This window comes from Sphingomonas sp. Root241, assembly GCF_001428865.1.
Classification (GTDB): Bacteria; Pseudomonadota; Alphaproteobacteria; order Sphingomonadales; family Sphingomonadaceae; genus Sphingomonas.
Genome location: NZ_LMIV01000002.1, coordinates 39,952 through 55,836, shown reverse-complemented (window position 1 = coordinate 55,836; position 15,885 = coordinate 39,952). Strand labels below are relative to the sequence as shown.

Annotated in this window: 17 protein-coding genes; 4 read left to right on the top strand and 13 right to left on the bottom strand. The window is 66.1% G+C overall.

The features are described 5' to 3' along the window. The first annotated feature begins 89 nt into the window (after positions 1-89). Positions 90-3,035 (top strand): TonB-dependent receptor, encoded by a 2,946-nt coding sequence (locus ASE13_RS10785; protein ID WP_156404857.1) that lies wholly within the window; start codon positions 90-92, stop codon positions 3,033-3,035. Between the two features lie 33 nt (positions 3,036-3,068). Beyond that, a complete protein-coding gene (locus ASE13_RS19840) occupies positions 3,069-3,506 on the top strand; it encodes a hypothetical protein (protein ID WP_156404856.1) in 438 nt (145 codons plus the stop codon). Positions 3,507-3,564: 58 nt separating this feature from the next. On the opposite strand, the gene ASE13_RS10780 is transcribed toward ASE13_RS19840, so the two are convergent. The 13 genes from ASE13_RS10780 to flgB all read right to left on the bottom strand — a co-directional run bounded on the left by ASE13_RS10780 (position 3,565) and on the right by flgB (position 14,309). Continuing rightward, positions 3,565-4,491 (bottom strand): flagellar motor protein MotB, encoded by a 927-nt coding sequence (locus ASE13_RS10780; RefSeq protein ID WP_056615280.1) that lies wholly within the window; start codon positions 4,489-4,491, stop codon positions 3,565-3,567. Beyond that, positions 4,492-5,355 (bottom strand): flagellar motor stator protein MotA, encoded by an 864-nt coding sequence (motA, locus tag ASE13_RS10775; protein WP_056615277.1) that lies wholly within the window; start codon positions 5,353-5,355, stop codon positions 4,492-4,494. A 121-nt stretch (positions 5,356-5,476) separates the two neighbouring features. Continuing rightward, positions 5,477-6,373, bottom strand: coding sequence for a flagellar hook-associated protein FlgL (gene flgL, locus ASE13_RS10770; protein ID WP_056617652.1), 897 nt, complete (start codon positions 6,371-6,373; stop codon positions 5,477-5,479). 8 nt (positions 6,374-6,381) lie between these two features. Beyond that, complete coding sequence (gene flgK / locus ASE13_RS10765) at positions 6,382-7,722, bottom strand: flagellar hook-associated protein FlgK (protein WP_056615274.1); 1,341 nt, start codon at positions 7,720-7,722, stop codon at positions 6,382-6,384. Continuing rightward, the gene (locus ASE13_RS10760) at positions 7,719-8,054 is read right to left on the bottom strand and encodes a rod-binding protein (protein WP_056615271.1); all 336 of its coding nucleotides are present in this window, start codon (positions 8,052-8,054) and stop codon (positions 7,719-7,721) included. The genes flgK and ASE13_RS10760 overlap by 4 nt, the downstream gene beginning before the upstream one ends. Beyond that, positions 8,051-9,256 (bottom strand): flagellar basal body P-ring protein FlgI, encoded by a 1,206-nt coding sequence (locus ASE13_RS10755; RefSeq protein ID WP_082596690.1) that lies wholly within the window; start codon positions 9,254-9,256, stop codon positions 8,051-8,053. Before ASE13_RS10755 ends, ASE13_RS10760 begins: the two co-directional genes overlap by 4 nt. 13 nt (positions 9,257-9,269) lie before the next feature. Further along, positions 9,270-9,965 (bottom strand): flagellar basal body L-ring protein FlgH, encoded by a 696-nt coding sequence (locus ASE13_RS10750; RefSeq protein ID WP_156404855.1) that lies wholly within the window; start codon positions 9,963-9,965, stop codon positions 9,270-9,272. Positions 9,966-9,975: 10 nt separating this feature from the next. Further along, the gene (gene flgG / locus ASE13_RS10745; RefSeq protein ID WP_056615268.1) at positions 9,976-10,764 is read right to left on the bottom strand and encodes a flagellar basal-body rod protein FlgG; all 789 of its coding nucleotides are present in this window, start codon (positions 10,762-10,764) and stop codon (positions 9,976-9,978) included. A 16-nt stretch (positions 10,765-10,780) separates the two neighbouring features. After that, entirely contained in the window at positions 10,781-11,521 is a 741-nt protein-coding gene (locus ASE13_RS10740) for a flagellar basal body rod protein FlgF (protein WP_056615265.1), read from the bottom strand. A 23-nt stretch (positions 11,522-11,544) separates the two neighbouring features. Beyond that, a complete protein-coding gene (locus ASE13_RS10735; protein ID WP_056615261.1) occupies positions 11,545-12,825 on the bottom strand; it encodes a flagellar hook protein FlgE in 1,281 nt (426 codons plus the stop codon). A gap of 24 nt (positions 12,826-12,849) precedes the next feature. Next, complete coding sequence (locus ASE13_RS10730) at positions 12,850-13,539, bottom strand: flagellar hook assembly protein FlgD (protein WP_056615257.1); 690 nt, start codon at positions 13,537-13,539, stop codon at positions 12,850-12,852. A gap of 2 nt (positions 13,540-13,541) precedes the next feature. Beyond that, on the bottom strand, positions 13,542-13,952 hold the full coding sequence (gene flgC, locus ASE13_RS10725) for a flagellar basal body rod protein FlgC (RefSeq protein WP_056615254.1): 411 nt from the start codon (positions 13,950-13,952) through the stop codon (positions 13,542-13,544). 3 nt (positions 13,953-13,955) lie between these two features. Next, positions 13,956-14,309 carry a flagellar basal body rod protein FlgB gene (gene flgB, locus ASE13_RS10720; RefSeq protein ID WP_056615251.1) on the bottom strand — a complete coding sequence of 118 codons (354 nt, stop codon included), beginning with the start codon at positions 14,307-14,309 and terminating at the stop codon, positions 13,956-13,958. 419 nt (positions 14,310-14,728) lie between these two features. Between flgB and ASE13_RS10715 the strand changes: the two genes are divergently transcribed. Together ASE13_RS10715 and ASE13_RS10710 are read left to right on the top strand one after the other, a co-directional pair. Beyond that, entirely contained in the window at positions 14,729-15,373 is a 645-nt protein-coding gene (locus ASE13_RS10715) for a motility protein A (protein WP_056615249.1), read from the top strand. Further along, positions 15,370-15,864 (top strand): flagellar motor protein MotB, encoded by a 495-nt coding sequence (locus ASE13_RS10710; RefSeq protein WP_200955688.1) that lies wholly within the window; start codon positions 15,370-15,372, stop codon positions 15,862-15,864. The genes ASE13_RS10715 and ASE13_RS10710 overlap by 4 nt, the downstream gene beginning before the upstream one ends. The last annotated feature ends 21 nt before the right edge of the window (positions 15,865-15,885 follow it).

The following is a 15,885-nucleotide window of genomic DNA, read 5'->3' as shown; positions in this document are numbered from 1 at the left end:
TGGCACAATTCTGCGACAAGTCGCCTGTAGCGGACGATGAGATGCGCGTCCGCAATGCGGGAGCGCGCCGGTCAAGGGAGTGGACGGTAATGTTGAGATGGGGTTGCGCGGTTGCCGCGTTGATGGTCGGCGCGGCGCCGATGGCGCAGGCGCAGGATCAGGCAACGCCTCCGGCCAATCCGGCTGCCGCACCACAGACTCCGCAGCAAGCCCCGCCGGAAGAAGCCGAGGAGGCGGCAGGCGAGGACATCGTCGTGACCGGTCAGCTGCGCGGCGCCGTCCCGGGCGACGTCAAGCCCGAAGTCACGCTCAACCCCGCCGACATCCGCGCTTATGGCGCGTCGAACGTCACCGAACTGATGAACGCGCTTTCGGCGCAACTCGGCAGCGGTTCGGGCCGCGGTGACGAGCAACCTGTGATCCTGCTCAGCGGCCGCCGCTCCAGCCTGGCCGAAATTCGCAACCTGCCGACCGAAGCGATCGAGCGGATGGACATCCTGCCCGAGGAAGCGGCGCTCCAGTTCGGCTATGGCGCGAACCAGAAGGTGGTCAATTTCGTGCTGCGCCGCCGATTCATGGGGCTCACCTCGGTGCTCGAAGGGGCGATGCCCACCGCCGGCGGCAATTCGTGGCAGAGCGGCAACGTCAATCTCAACAAGATCCGGCGCGACGAACGGCTCGAACTCGACATCAAGTACAGCCAGAATTCGGGCATCCTCGAAAGCGAGCGCGGCGTGACGCGCGCTCCCCAGACGCTGTTCGATACCGTCGGCAATATCACAGGCTTCGGCGGCGCCGAGATCGATCCGGCGCTCAGTGCCCTCGCGGGAATCCCGGTCACGCTCGCCGGTGTGCCGGACAGTGCAGTCGGTGGCGCCCCCACGCTCGCCGGTTTCGCGGCCAATGCGAACCAGGCCAATGCGGCCGATCTCACGCCTTATCGCACCTTGTCCGGGGGTGGTGGCGGCAATGTGGGGTTCGGTGCGACCCCGCAGAAGAACCTTGCGATCAGCGGCACCTATACGCCGGCGATCTCGGACAAGGTCAGCGCCACCGCCACGGTCGGGTTCACGGCGAACCACAGCGATTCGCTGTTTGGCCTGCCGAGCGCGACGCTGCGGCTGCCCGCCGGCAATCCGTTTTCGCCGTTCTCGAACGACGTGCAGCTGTTCCGCTACTACGACAATCTCGCGCCGCTCTCGCGCTCGAGCGACAACCGCACGATCAGCGGGGGTCTGAGCTTCAACGGCACTACCACGCCGTGGCTCGCCAGCTGGAGTTGGTCGCTTCAGGCCGGCTACGATTATGGCGAGTCCAAATCGGTCACCCCCACCGGCGTGGATGCCGCGCTGGCGCAAACATTGCTCGATGCGCGCGATCCGGATTTCAATCCGTTCGGGCCGATCTCGCCCTCGCTGGTCAGCCTGCGACCGGATCAGATCGCCAAGTCGAACAGCGGCGACGCAAAAATCGATTTCGCGACCTTCGGGTCGCTGTTCAAAATGCCCGCCGGCGATGTCCGCGCAACTCTGCGTGTGGCCGGGCGGAGCCAGGACCAGCACAGCGCATCCTGGATCGCCAACCGATTTCAGGGAGGAGATGTCTCGCGCGACACCGCCAGCATACGCGGCAACATCTCGCTGCCGCTGACCAGCCGGCGGCTGGGCGTGCTCGACGCGATCGGGGATCTGTCGATCACCGGCAATCTCGAAGTCGAGCAACTCTCGGACTTCGGCCAGCTCACCAGCACCACCTATGGGCTCAACTGGTCGCCGATCCCGCAAATTCGCGCGAACATTAGCATCAACGACGATCGCAACGCGCCAGACCCGGGCAGATTGGGCGATCCGGTGCTGGTGACGCCGAACCGGCGCATATTCGATTTCGTCCGCAACGAGAGCGTCGACATCATCGCGATCACCGGGGGCAATCCGGTGCTGCTGGCGGACAGTCGCCACACATTCAATGCTCGCGTCAACATCAAGCCGTTTACCCAAACTGACCTGAACATCAGAGCGAGCTACAGCAACCAGCATTATCGCAACCCCACCAAGGGCTTTCCCGGCGCTACTGCGGAGATCGAGGCCGCCTTCCCCGATCGCTTCGTTCGGGGCCCGGACGGGCGATTGATCAGCATCGACTACCGGCCGGTCAATTACACGAGCACCGCTCACTCCGAACTCCGCTGGGGCATCGATTTCTCGATCCCGCTCGCGTCGCCGCAGGCGAAGCGCATGCAGGAGCGCCGTACCGCGCTTCAGGCGGCGATGGCCGAATCACGCCGGACTGGCCAACCACTACCCCCGGAGTTCACCGCACAGCTCGAACAGTTCCGGCGCCTCGGCCAACAACAGAGCCTGTTCGGCGGCAACCAGCGCCGCCAGGGTCAGGGTCAGGGTCAGGTGCAAGGCCAAGGTCAAGCGCAGGGACAACCTCAGGATCAGGCGGCACAAGATCGTGGTCGCGAGCGTGAGGGCCAAGGTGGTGGATTCCGCGGTGCGCCGGGCGGCGGCGGGCGCGGCTTCGGCGGTGGTCGCGGCGGCTTCGGTGGCGGTGGCAATCGCATCCGCTTTACACTCGATCATCGTTGGATTCTCAATGACGAAGCCGTGATTCGACCCGGTCTACCGGTCATCGACCAACTCGACGGCTCCTCCGGTCAGAGCATCGCCGCGCACCAGATCGATGCTTTGGCCGCAGTGAAGCGCGACGCGTGGCTGCTCCAAGCCACTGCCAATTGGCAAAGCGGATCGCAGCGGATGACCGGCTCGCTTGGCAGCCAGACGAGGCTCAACTTCGGCAGCTTGGCGAGGATCGGTTTGCTGACGGAATTCAATCCGGGTCAGGATATCGATTTCCTGCTCAAGAACCCGTGGCTGCGCGGATCGCGCATTCAGCTTCGCGTGGACAATCTGTTGGACGCCAGACAGCGCGTGACTGATTCGAATGGTGCGGTCCCTGGGGCTTATGCACCTAATCTGTTGGATCCTCTGGGGCGCGTAATTCGGCTTTCGTTTCGAAAGCAAATTTTCTAGATAAGATCCCATTCGATCGTCAATGTAGTTATAATGAAACTTGGCCAGTACGGCTCGGGTAAGTATTGTAGTTATGTTGTAGAGATAGGGGGTGCTGGCATGATTATGAAAGTCTTTATTTCAGCGATATGCTTATTTGCTTTTTCAAGTCCGGCTTTAGCTCAGGATGAATGTTCTGAACTTAGTGGGTGGGAGTTTTATTACAAAGATGCGTACGACTATGCCCAAGAGCAATACGAATCTTTCGACTATGCAAATAAGTGGGATGAAATTCAAAATTATAGAAATTGGGCTATTGGCCAATGTCAAAATGATGCGATATGTATTGGCGACGTAATTCGTGAGGTCGACACGAGATCGGCGCAACTGAGTCAAGAATTTACTGACTTATCTTGGGCAGTCGGCGAGGCTTATGGGATGTGGTGGTCCGCTAGGAGTGCGCGGATAGAGGCGGGATGCTCCGAACTTTAGCAACATCTCGCGATCAATATTGTCTATCGTCCTACTGAAGTTCGACGGCCCATTCTAGTTATCGACGCCAGCGCTCGTTCTTGTCCTGGTCCATGATCCGGCGGAACAGCAGGGTGATCGAGACGCGGCGGTTGCGCGGGTCGGTGGGGGTGTCGACGATCAAAGGTTCGCGATCGGCGACGCCTTCGATCCGCTCGAAGCGCATCTCGGGCACGCCGCCGCCCGACAGACGCCGGCGCGTCGCCTCGGCGCGCCCGCTCGACAGCATCCAGTTGTTCATGTTGCGCGGATCGCCATAACCGAGGCTGTCGGTATGGCCGCGGATCATGATCGGGTTCTCCATGTCCGCGATCGTCTCGGCGATCGTGCCGATCAGCGCGCCGGCATCGGGCACCAGAGCCGTCGTGCCCAGATCGAACATCGAATAATTGGCGTCGTCGAGCAGGTCGATGCGCATGCCGTCGCGCGTCGCGACGAAGCGGATATGGTTGGCGAGTTTCGCCAGGCCGGGGCGCGAGCGCATCTTGGCCTGTATCTTCTTGGCGGTCTCGCTGAAGTTCTTCTGGTCCTGCTGGGTGAGCGCGCGCTGCTCCTTGAGCGTGCCCTTCTCGCCGGTGCCGACATCGTTGCCGCCGATCGCGCCGGCGGGGATCGTCATCGATCGCGTGCCGGTCTGCGCGGCCTTGCTCGGGTAATTGTCGCGCGAATTGATCGCGTCGCCGCCCAGCAGCCCGTTCGAGCCGGCACTGTTCTGCTTGAAGTCGATCAGCGTCGGCGCGAAATAATCGGCGAGCGCCTTGCGCTGCTTCTCGGTGGTCGCGCCGAGCAGCCAGAGCAACAGGAAGAACGCCATCATCGCCGTCACGAAATCGGCATAGGCCACCTTCCAGGCGCCGCCGTGATGCCCGCCATGGCCTTCGACGAAGATCTTCTTGACGATGATCTTCGGCGGCTGATTGCTCCCATGCGGAGCCCGCGCAGCCATTTACCGTCCCCGCAGCCCGTCGAAGACCTCGCCGAAGCCCGGCTGGTTCGAATGCGCGATGCCCGAGCGCGCGGCTTCGATCACCAAGGGCTGCGGGTGGCCGTGGAGCGAGGCGATGATGATCTGCTTGACCGTGTGGTAGATCGCCGCGTCGGCGTCGATCACCTGCTGGAGCCGGGTCGCGAGCGGACCGACGATGCCGTAAGCGAGCAGCACGCCGAGAAAGGTGCCGACCAGCGCCGATCCGATCATCGCGCCGAGGATCGTCGGCGGCTTGTCGATCGAGCCCATCGTCTTCACCACGCCGAGCACGGCGGCGACGATCCCCAGAGCGGGCAGCGCGTCGGCAAGGCTCTGGAGCGTGGTCTGCGGGCCCTGGACATGGTGGTGGTGCGTCCGAATCGCATTATCCATCACGTCTTCCACTGCGTGCACGTCGAGCGTCCCCGACGAGACGACGACCAGCCGCAAAGTATCGGTGATCAGGTTGATCAGCGTGTGATCGGCCAGCAACCGGGGATATTCGGCGAAGATTGCGGAGGACCGGGGATCCTCGACATGCGGCTCAAGCGCGATCGGGCCTTCGGTCCGCAGTATCTTCATCAGCTTGGAAACGAGGAAGATCGTGTCGAGATAATCCTGCTTCTTGTATTTCGGGCCCTTCACGACCCTCATGAAGCCGCCGCCCAGCGCCTTCAGCTCCTTCGTCGAATTGCCGATGATGAGCGCGCCCAGAGCCGCGCCGCCGATGATCAGCATCTCGTGCGGGAGCGCGTGCATCACGGGGCCCAGCGCGCCGCCGGTGATGGCGAATCCGCCGAACACCATCGCGATGAGGACGACAAAGCCGATCAACACAAACATGCGACTAAACTTCCCCCTGTGACGGTGCGCGTGTCGGTGCGCCGGCACTCGCTGTGGTAAACGACCGCTTCGCCGTAACTTTCAGCGGAAATTCGCGGAAAAATGCGGATGCCGTGCGGGATCAGCGCAGATAATCGAACAGCGACAGGCTGGTGAGCTTGGTGAAGCTCGCCTGCGTCGCCTGCAGGATCGTCAGCGTCTTCTGCAGCTGGGTCACCGCGGTGGTGATGTCGGTGTCTTCCAACGCCGTGCGCGCAGATTCGCGCGCCTCGCCCGCGTCGACCAGCCGCCCGGCATCGAGATCGAGCCGCGCCGCACGTGCACCGGCTGATGCGCGGGCGAGATTGACGCTTTCCAGCGCGCCGTTGAGCCCGGTCATCGCCGCATCGGCTGCCGCCTTGACGTCGCCCCCGGCTTCCAGTGCGGCAGTGAAACTCGCGAGCACCGCGAACATGTCGCTGCTCCCGCTTGCAAAGGCGCGCGTGCCGGTCACCGTTCCCTGGATGCTCGTGCCTTCGCCGATCGGGATCGCGGAGGGTTCGCCGGTTCCCGCGAAGCTGATCGTGCCGTCGGCGGCCTGGACGTAGGCGACGTCGCCGGTCGCGCCGCCGAACAGCGGCTGGCCGCGCACGTCCCGGGTGTTCGAAAGCCCGAACAAGGCGTCGCGGATCGCATTCAGCTCCTCTGCGATGGCGTCGCGATTGGCGTCGGATAGCGTGCCGTTCGCAGCCTGGGTGGCGAGCTCGAGCGCGCGCTGGAGCTGCGATTCGACGCTGTCGAGCGTGGTGTCGGTCTGCGCGAGCAGCCCCTGCGCCGTGCCGATATTCGCGGACCAGGCGCCGTCGTCGGCGGTCTGCTGCTTCATGCCCTGCAGGCGCAGGAACGCGGCCGGATCGTCCGACGCGGTCTGGATCCGCTTGCCGGTCGCGATCTGGGTCTGGATCCGGTCGGCCTCGGCGCTCAGCTGGGTCATCAGCGACGCGGGGCGGTTGTAGAGCTGCGAAGTTGCGATGCGCATGGCCTGGATCACCGGATATCGAGGATGGATTGCAGCGTCTCGCGCGCGACCTGGATCACGCGGGTCGATGCCTGATACGCCTGCTGGAACCGGATCAGGTCGACCGCTTCCTCGTCGATGTTGACGCCCGTCGCGGCGGTGCGTTCGGCGATCGCCGAATCGCGCATTGCGGACTGCGCCTCGGCGACGGTGGTGCGCGCCGAGAGCGCGGCGGCATTGGCGGTGGCGAGGCTCGACACACCGTCCTCGAACCTGCCCGTGCTGCGCAGCGTCTCGAAACCGGTGAGGTTGCTATTGTCGCGCACCCCGGCACCAGTCGCTGCGGCGGCGATGCCGCGCGGATCGTCGAGCACGAGCGTGAGCTGCGATGCCGGGTCGCCGATCGCGAACATTGGCGCGCCATTGTTGCCCTGCAGATCGTCGCCTGCGGCCTGTACGGCGTTGACGCCGTTGGCGAACGCGGTCGCCAGCCGGCCGATCTCGGCATGCGCATCGGCGATCCGCTGTGCGCCTTCGGTAAAGCCCGCCAGCGCGCCCCCGCTCGGGAACACCGCATTGCTCTGGCCCTGGAAATGCACGGCATAAGCGACCAGGCCCGCATCGCTGCGCGCATAGCTGACCGCGCCGGCGTTCTCGCCCTCGACCAGCACCGGTCCGGCCACGCCGCCGACCCGCACCAGCGCCCGGCCGGCCTCGTCGGTGGTCACCGACACATCGGTCAGTGCGCTCATCTCCTCGAGCAGCCGGTCGCGCTGGTCGAGCAGGGCCGCCTGGCCGCTAGTCCCCGGTGCCGAGCGCCCGAGCCCCGAATTGACCTTGCCGAGCGCCTGGGCGAGCCCGTTCAGCTGAGTCGCGGCGGCGCTCGCGCTGGCGTCGAGATCCGCCATCGCGCCGTCGAGTGCCTTGCCGGTGGCGGCGAAGGACGAAGCGACGCTGGAAGCGGCCTCGATCATCGTCGCGCGCGGCGCGAGCGACGCCGGATCGGCGGCGACGGCCCTGGCCGCGTTGAAGAACGCAGTCAGCCGGTCACCCAGCTGATTGCCGCTCAGCGAATCCTCGATCCGCTGGAGCCAGGTCGCCCCGGTCTCGGTCCGCGCCAGCTCGGCGGTCGCGGTGCGGACCTCGGCGGTCTTGTAGATGTCGGCCGCGCGGGCGATCCCGGTGACGACCACGCCCAAGCCCTGCGCCGAGCCGGTGATGATCCCGGCGGGCGCGACGACTTCGCGCACCGGCGCGGTGCGGCGCGAATAGCCCGCATTGCCGGCATTGGCGATGTTCTCGGACGTGGTGGTCAGCGCCGCCTGATAGGCCCGAAGGCTCGACGCGCCGATCGACAGCATGTCGCTCATGGCGTGCTCCCGTCAGTCTCGGGCGCGGCGGCTACCACCGGCGCGGCCTTGGCGAGGAATTCGGTCATCGCCTTGCCGATGCCGATGGGGGCGTGCGCAGCCATGCTCTGGGCGAGCTGCTGGTCCTGCATGTCGCGGAACTGCTGGCTCGCCTTGCTGTCGAACAGCCCTTCGCCGAGATTTGCGGTGCGCATCGACTTGAGCATCATGCCGACGAAGATCGCCTCGAAGCGCTTGCCGGCGGCATCGAGATTCTCCTTCGAAGCCAGCCGCGACGTGTCCATCGACACGCCGCCGCCATTGCTCGTTGCGGGCGCGTTGACCTGGGTCACAGGATGATCAGCTCGGCCTTGAGCGCGCCGGCTTCCTTGAGTGCCTCGAGGATCGCGACGAGGTCGGCTGGCGAGGCGCCGATGGCGTTGACCGCCTTGACCACGTCCGCGAGCTTCGGGCCGGGCTGCATCAGGAACATCGGGTGCTTCTCTTCCTCGACGTTCACGGCGCTGTGCTGCTCCATGACGGTTTCGCCCTTACTAAACGGCAGGGGCTGGCTGACATTTTGGGCCTCATCGATACGAACGGTGAGTTTACCATGCGTCACTGCCGCCGGGCTGACCCGGACCGCCGAGTTGATCACCACGGTTCCGGTGCGCGCGTTGACGATCACCTTGGCCGCGGCCTCGGCCGCTTCGACAGTGAGATTCTCGATCTCGGACATCAATTCGGCGCGGACATCCGCACCGGCCGGCGCTTGCACTGCGATCGACACGCCGTCGATCGCGCGGGCGCGCGCGCCGCCGAAGCGGCTGTTGATCGCTTCCTGTACCCTCTGGGCAGTGGTAAAGTCGGCGCGGGCGAGATTGAAGGTCAGCATCGGCGCCCGATCGAACCCGGTGTCGACGACACGCTCGACGGTCGCGCCCTCGGGGATGCGGCCGCTCGAAGGCGTGTTGACGACGATCTTCGAGCCGTCGGCGCCGTCCGCGCCCAGCCCGCCGACCGCGAGATTGCCCTGCGCCATCGCATAGATCTGGCCGTCGGCGCCCTGCAGCGGCGTGAGGATCAGCGTGCCGCCGCGCAAGGATTTGGCTTTGCCCATCGATGAGACGGTGATGTCGAGTTTCTGTCCGGGCTTGGCGAAGGGCGGCAGTTCGGCGGTGATCATCACCACCGCGGCATTCTTCAGGCTTGGGCTGGCGCCGGGCGGCAGCTGGAACCCGAAGCGCGAGGCGACGCCGCGCATCGACTGCACGGTATATTCCAGATTGTCGTCGCCGGTACCGGGAAGCCCGACGACGACGCCGTATCCGGTCAGCTGGTTGGTGCGGATGCCCTGGAAGCCGCCCAGATCCTTCACGCGCTGCGCCTGTGCGGGGGAGACCGCGGCGAAGAGCGCGAGCAGGGCCAGCACGACCCCACCGTTCGCCTTGTCGAAGGGCGAGAGCCGCAGGCGAGACGACGGTGGAGAGCCGTGCTTCGACAAGCTCAGCACGAACGGGGGGATGCGGAAGCGCTCCAGGAGGTGAAGGATCATGGTGCGGCTCCGCTCAGAAGGGGCTGAGGATCTGGAAGAACCGGCTCAGCCAGCCCTGGCGGCTGGCGCGGGCGACGTCGCCCTTGCCGGTATAAGCGATGCGGGCATCGGCGACGCGCGTGCTGGCGACGCGGTTATACGCGTCGATGTCCGCGGTGCGGACGATCCCCTTGATCTGGACGAACTCGTCGCCGCGGTTGAGCGTGACGCGCTTCTGGCCCTGCACCAGCATCGCACCGTTGCGATAGACTTCGGCCACGGTGACGCTGATCTCGCCCGACAGCGCATTCGCCTGATCGGCGGTGCCGGTGCCGTTGAAGTTGCGGCTGCCGCTCGCACTCGCATCGCTCTTGTTGAACAGGTTGAGCGCGCCGGTGCTCGGCGGCGTCAGCGAGAAGCCGCCGCCGCTGTCGAGCTTCGAGCTCGCCGACTTGGACGCGCTGGTCCGCTCGACCAGGACGATCGTCAACGGATCGCCCACCCGGCGCGCGCGCTGGCCCTCGTAGAGCGCGGCATAGCCGTCGTTCGCCTGGAAGATGCCGCCGTTTGCGGGCGCCGCCACGGGCTCGGCCGCAGGAAGCGTGGCGGAGAAATCCTCCTTCGCCTTCTTCTTGCCCAGCCCAAGGAACTGCGCCTTGGCCGGAGCGCTGGTGAATGCGATCGCGGCGACGACGAGCGCGCTGGTGGCGAGGCCGGTGAGGAATTTCATCGCAGCGGCCTCAGATGTTCTGATTGACATATTTGAGCATCTCGTCGGTCGCCGAGATCATCTTCGAATTGACCTCGTACGCACGCTGCGTCTCGATCATGTCGACCAGCTCCTCGACGACGTTGACGTTCGATGCCTCCAGCGTGCCCTGGCGGATCTTGGCGCGACCCGTATCGCCGGCCGCGCCGAGGCTCGCAGCGCCGCTCGCCGTGGTCTCGATCAGGAAATTGTCGCCGGTCGCCTGCAGCCCGCCCGGATTGGGGAAGGTCGCGACCTGGATCTGGCCGATCTGGCTCGCTTCGGTCTGCCCGGCGATCGTCGCCGAGACGGTGCCGTCGGCGCCGATCGTGATCCCGGTGGTACCCTCGGGAATCGTGATCCCCGGCTGGACCTGATAGCCGTCGCTCGTCACCATCAGCCCCTCGGCCGAGCGCGAGAAATTGCCCGCGCGGGTATAGCCGAGCTGGCCGCCCGGCATCTGCACCTGGAAATAGCCTTCGCCTTCCAGCGCCAGATCGAGCGACCCGCCGGTATTCTGGAAGCTGCCTTGCGTCTCCACCCGCGCGGTGCCCTGGATCCGCACGCCGGTGCCGAGGTTGAGCCCCGTCGCGTATTTCGTCTCCGCGGTGCTCGCCGCGCCCGGCGCCGTAACCACCTGATAGGCCAGCGTCTGGAACGAGGCGCGGTCGCGCTTGAATGCCGTCGTGTTGACGTTGGCGAGGTTGTTCGAGATCACCCGCATGCGCATATCCTGAGCGTCGAGCCCGGTGCGCGCGATGTGCATTGCCGAGGAACCCATCGTCTAAATCCTTTCGTTACGCGGGCATCCGCATCAAGGATGCGGCGCTCTCGTCCATGTTCCGGGCTTCCTTGAGGAGCCCGGCCTGCACTTCGTAGCTGCGCTGGTTCTCGATCATGTCGACCAGCGCCTGGGTGAGATTGACGTTCGATTGCTCGAGCGCGCCCGAAGCGAGCTTGCCGTCGAGATCCTCGGGCAAAACCCCGCCGCCCTTCACGTGGAGGAGGTTGTCGAGACCCTTGGCGGTCTGGCTGCCTTCCGGGCTCGCCAGCTTGATCTTGTCGATCATCTGCGGCTGGGTCGGATCGCCGCCCGCGGGCACGATCGAAACGGTGCCGTCCTCGGCGATGGCGATCGATTGATAGGGCGGCACGGTGATGGGGCCCCCCGACCCCATCACCGGGAAACCGTCTCCGGTTTCCAGCACGCCCGAGGCCGCGACCGAAAGGTCGCCGCGCCTCGTATAGGCTTCGCTGCCATCGGTCGCCTGGACCGCGATCCACGAATCGGAGGTCACCGCCACGTCGAGCGGCCGCGCGGTCTGGACGATCGTGCCGGCGCGGCGATCGAAGTCGTCGACTTCCTCCGCCGCCAGCTGGCGCGTCTCGAGCCCGCCGGTCAGCACCAGCCGATCGAAGCTGACGCGATCGGCGCGATAGCCCGTGGTCGATGCGTTCGCGATGTTGTTCGCGATCGTCGACTGCGCCGCCATCTGGCTGCGCAGCCCGGTGAGTGCGGTATAGACCAGCCGATCCATGCGGTTTCCCCCTCAGCCTTTCGTCAGCTGCGGATGTTGAAGATGGTCTGCGAGATCTGGCTCGCGGTATCGAGCGCCTTGGCGTTCGCCTGGAAGGCGCGCTGCGCGGCGATCAGCCCGACCAGTTCCTCGGTGATGTCGACGTTCGATCGCTCGATCGCGCCGGTCATCAGCCCGCCGAAACCCTGCGTGCCCGGCTCGCCGAGCCGCGGATCGCCCGACAGGCCCGATGCCGACCAGGTGCTGCTGCCGAGCTGGCGCAGGCCGGTGGGGTTCGAGAAGCCCGCGAGCACGACCTTGCCCAGCGCCTGGGTGTCGCCGTTCGAGAAGCTGGCGCGGACCAGCCCGTCCTCGCCGATCGCCACGCCTTCCAGCTGGCCGACGGGGGCGCCGTCCTGCGTGGCGACGTCCATGTTGAACGGCTTGTAGACCTGCGTCGTCGCATTGCCGAAATCCACGGTGAGCACCTGGTCCACGGTCGAGCCGGGGGGAAGGAAGCCCGCGAAGGTCGTGGTGCCGGTCGGCGACGTCATGGCGCCGCTCGCATCGAAGGTCATCGCGATTGGCGTGCCCGCATCGGGATCGGAATCCGCGCTGAGCTGCTTGTCGCCGACGAACGAATAGGCGCTCCAGCTGCTGGTCGGATCGCCGCTGCTCGGCGCGCTGTCGCGGACGAAATAGGTCGTCAGCGTCATCGCATTGCCGCCCGCGTCGAAGATCGTCGTCTGGCTCGAATGGTTGTAGGTTGACGGGTCGAAGCGGTCGAACGCCGCGGTCGGCACGGTCGAATTGGCATTGAGGTTGAGCGACAGGTTCACGTTCGCGGTCGCCACCGGAATACCGCTGGTCTGCGGCAGCTGGAGCGCCACGGTCGAGCCGAGGCCGGTGGCGACCACTGCGCCCGAACCGTCGACCGGATAGACCTGCAGTTTGTTGCCCTGCGCATCGACGACAAAGCGGTCCGAGCTGACGAGGAAGCTGCCGTTGCGCGTGAAGGCGACGCCGTTGCCGCTCGCATCGGGGCTCTTCACGACGAAGAAGCCCTCGCCCGCGACGGCGACGTCGAGCGCCGAGGTCGATTGGGTGAAGCCGCCCTGGCTGAACTGCTGGCGCACCGATTTCACCACCGTGCCCGAGCCGATCACGTTGGTCGGGTTCGAATTGGCGGTGGACGCGATCACGTCGGCGAACTGCGTCGTCGAGCGCTTGAAGCCGTTGGTCGAGACGTTCGCGAGATTGTGCGAGATCGTCGACATTTCGGTCTGGGCAGCCTGGAGCCCGCTGAGCGAAGTAAAGAAGGACATGAGGTTACTCCTTGGAATCCTGGATCAGCCGACTTGCCAGACGTCGGAGAGAGCGATCTGGCCGATGCCGGGAAGCGTGAGGACCGGCTGGCCGTCGCTGCCGAGCGACACGGTCGAGACCGGAGCCCAGACGAGCGGCGTGGCGCTGACCGCGCCATCGGCGTTGCGCGCAGTGACCTTCACCGTGAACGGGCCTTCGCCGGCGGGATCGCCGCTCTCGGTGACGCCGTCCCAGTCGAACGCGACCGCGCCCTTGTCCTGCGCGCCGAGCACTATGGTCTTGAGCGTCTTGCCGCTCGGATCGCTGATCGTGACGCTGACGTCGGTGGCGTTGTCGGCCAGGGCCACGGCGCCGGCGATGCCGCCCGTGGTGCGCGGATAGGCAGTCGAGCCTTCGGTCAGCACGGTCTTGCCGACATAGCCGAGCGCGTCGCCGAGCGAGGTGCCCGCCAATTTGTCCGAGATCGCCTTCAGCGTCGTGTTCATCTCGGTGATGCCCGAGAGCGACGAGAATTGCGCCATCTGCGCGACCATCTGGGTGTTGTCGACCGGTTCGAACGGGTCCTGGTTCTTCAGCTGCGCGGTCATCAGCGTCAGGAAGTCCGACTGGTCCATCTCGGTCTTGCCGAGGTTCGCCGTGTCGGTGTTGCCCGACGGGGACGAAGCGCCGTAGCGCTTGATGCCCAGGGTCTGCAGCGTGCTATCGAAATCCATGATCAGCGGCCCAGCTTGAGGGTGTCGACGATCAGCTGCTTGGCAGTCTGCATGACCTCGACATTGTTCTGGTAGGTGCGCGACGATTCGAGCATGTCGACGAGCTCTCGCGTTTCATCGACTGCGCTCTCCCAGACATTGCCGTCCTTGTCGGCCAACGGATTGCCGGGGTCGTAGCGCTTGGTCGGCTCGGATCCGGCAGTGACGACCTGCTCGACATCGACCGTGGACATGCCGCTCGCCTCGTCGAAGGCGGTGCGGAACACCGGCTTGATCGTGCGATATGCGGCCTCGGCGCTCGACGCGACGGTGCCGGCATTGGCGAGGTTCGATGCGGTCGTGTTCATCCGCACCAGCTGCGCGCTCATCGCGCGGCCGGAGACCTGGAAGATCGAGAGCGGCTGGTTGCCCATGTCTTATTCTCCCCTGAGCGCGCGCGTGATCGTCGAGATGCGGCCGTTCAGGAACGACAGGGTCGTCTGATAGGCGACGGCATTCTCGGCGAAGGCGGTCTGTTCGGTGGCGAGCTCGACGGTGTTGCCGTCCTGGCTCGGCTGGAGCGGCACGCGATAGAGTGTCGCGGCGTCCATCGCGGCATCGCTCGACCCGCCCGGCGCTTCGATCGAGGCGAGCGCGGCCTGGAAGTCGATGTCCTTCGCCTTGTACCCGGGGGTCGAGGCATTGGCGATGTTCGACGCGAGCACGCCCATGCGCTGCGAGCGCACGGTCAGCGCCGCGCCGTGTACGCCGAAAAGGCTGTCATTGGGCATTGCACGTCTCCCGCACAAAAGTTCGGGCGTGTCGCTGCAATGGCCGTGCCAGTTTTTCTCCGGAGCGTGCGATCTCCCCAAATCCACCCGTCACCCCGGGCTTGACCCGGGGTCCCGCTTCTTCTCGACCAAAGGCAGCGGGACCCCGGCGCAAGGCCGGGGTGACGAGGGAAGGATGTGAGTCCTACACCTAACCGGCAAAGTCTTGCCGGTCCGGCGGCAACCGACTGCCGGGACCTTGGTGAAGCGCCCGGATCGCGGTCTTGCATTCGTCGTCACCCCCGGCGAAGGCCGGGGCCCAGGGTCCCAGGCGATCCGCTCGCGGCTCTGGATCCCGGCTTTCGCCGGGATGACGATCAAGGAAACGACCAGCGTCAGCGACCGCGCCGAATTGGCCCGGCCCTTGCAGTCGGGAGCGCATGAACTTCGGCCCCTTCCTCGATCCGCTCGCGCTGGCCATCGTGTTCGGCGGTACGGTTCTCGCTGTCGTACTGCGCACCCCGCTCGGCGATCTGGGCCGCGGCATCGTGGCGCTCCGCACGCTGGCGCGCCGCCGTTTCGATGCCGGGCCGTTGCTCGCGCAGGTTGCCGCCTTCAGGCGTATCGTCCGTCGCCACGGCGTGATCGCGCTGGATCGCAACGTGATCGCCGATCCCGATACCGCCGCCGCGGTCGCCGCGATCGTCGACGGCGCCACGCCCGACCAGGTCGCCGAATTGCTCGAGCAGCGCCGCCTAGCCCGGTTCGAGCGCCACCGCGCCGCCGCCGAGATGTGGAGCGCCGCCGCCGATATCGCGCCGGCGATGGGCATGATCGGCACGCTGATCGGGCTGGTCCAGATGTTCACTGCGATGCGCGATCCCAAGACGATCGGCGCCGCGATGGCCGTCGCCTTGCTCACCACACTATACGGCGCCGTGATCGCCTGCCTGATCGCCACGCCCATTGCCGCGCGGCTCAAGCGTCAGTCGCGGCACGAGGCGCACGAGCGCGCCCGGCTCGCCGCGCCGCTTGCCGAGCTCGCCGCGGTCGAGCCTCGCCACGCGAAAGACATCGCGGCATGACGTTCGAGGACGATCTTCCCGCACGGCCGATCTGGCTGACCACGCTCGCCGATCTCGCGTTGCTGCTGGTCGGCTTCTTCGTGCTGCTCCAGGCCGACCAGGTAGATCCGAACACGCTCGCCGCGGGCTTCCGCGCCGGCTTCGGCATCAAGGAACAGGCGCCGGCGATGCCGGTCGATCTCGCCGCGGTGAACGGCTTTGCGCCCGGCTCGGCACAGCTTCCGGACGGCGCCGCAGCGCTCGCCTGGGCCGGCACTGCCGCCGCCGATCCGCGCACCCGCCTCAGGATCATCGGCGAGGTCGACGGCAGCGCCGCCGACGTCGATCCGGTTACCGGCAGCGGCCCGATCCTCGCCGCCGATCGCGCCCGCGCCGTCGCGGCGATGCTGGTCCGGGCACGCGCGGTCGCGCCCGAACGCATCGCCATCGTCACTGCCCGTGGCAAGCGCCGCGCAGTCCTCTCGCTCGGCTATGACGGAGGCCGGCAATGATCTGCCGCCCGGCAACGCGGT

Excerpts from the sequence above, each read along its gene's own strand:
- ASE13_RS19840 (WP_156404856.1), top strand. The coding sequence starts at position 3,069 with ATGAAACTTGGCCAGTACGGCTCGGGTAAGTATTGTAGTTATGTTGTA.
- ASE13_RS10740 (WP_056615265.1), bottom strand. The coding sequence starts at position 11,521 with ATGGATCGGCTGGTCTATACCGCACTCACCGGGCTGCGCAGCCAGATG.
- motA (WP_056615277.1), bottom strand. The coding sequence starts at position 5,355 with ATGTTTGTGTTGATCGGCTTTGTCGTCCTCATCGCGATGGTGTTCGGC.
- flgG (WP_056615268.1), bottom strand. The coding sequence starts at position 10,764 with ATGGGTTCCTCGGCAATGCACATCGCGCGCACCGGGCTCGACGCTCAG.
- ASE13_RS10715 (WP_056615249.1), top strand. The coding sequence starts at position 14,729 with ATGAACTTCGGCCCCTTCCTCGATCCGCTCGCGCTGGCCATCGTGTTC.
- ASE13_RS10750 (WP_156404855.1), bottom strand. The coding sequence starts at position 9,965 with ATGAAATTCCTCACCGGCCTCGCCACCAGCGCGCTCGTCGTCGCCGCG.
- flgC (WP_056615254.1), bottom strand. The coding sequence starts at position 13,952 with ATGGGCAACCAGCCGCTCTCGATCTTCCAGGTCTCCGGCCGCGCGATG.
- ASE13_RS10710 (WP_200955688.1), top strand. The coding sequence starts at position 15,370 with ATGACGTTCGAGGACGATCTTCCCGCACGGCCGATCTGGCTGACCACG.
- ASE13_RS10730 (WP_056615257.1), bottom strand. The coding sequence starts at position 13,539 with ATGGATTTCGATAGCACGCTGCAGACCCTGGGCATCAAGCGCTACGGC.
- flgB (WP_056615251.1), bottom strand. The coding sequence starts at position 14,309 with ATGCCCAATGACAGCCTTTTCGGCGTACACGGCGCGGCGCTGACCGTG.
- ASE13_RS10755 (WP_082596690.1), bottom strand. The coding sequence starts at position 9,256 with ATGATCCTTCACCTCCTGGAGCGCTTCCGCATCCCCCCGTTCGTGCTG.
- ASE13_RS10785 (WP_156404857.1), top strand. The coding sequence starts at position 90 with ATGTTGAGATGGGGTTGCGCGGTTGCCGCGTTGATGGTCGGCGCGGCG.
- flgL (WP_056617652.1), bottom strand. The coding sequence starts at position 6,373 with ATGCGCATCGCAACTTCGCAGCTCTACAACCGCCCCGCGTCGCTGATG.
- flgK (WP_056615274.1), bottom strand. The coding sequence starts at position 7,722 with ATGAGCGACATGCTGTCGATCGGCGCGTCGAGCCTTCGGGCCTATCAG.
- ASE13_RS10780 (WP_056615280.1), bottom strand. The coding sequence starts at position 4,491 with ATGGCTGCGCGGGCTCCGCATGGGAGCAATCAGCCGCCGAAGATCATC.
- ASE13_RS10735 (WP_056615261.1), bottom strand. The coding sequence starts at position 12,825 with ATGTCCTTCTTTACTTCGCTCAGCGGGCTCCAGGCTGCCCAGACCGAA.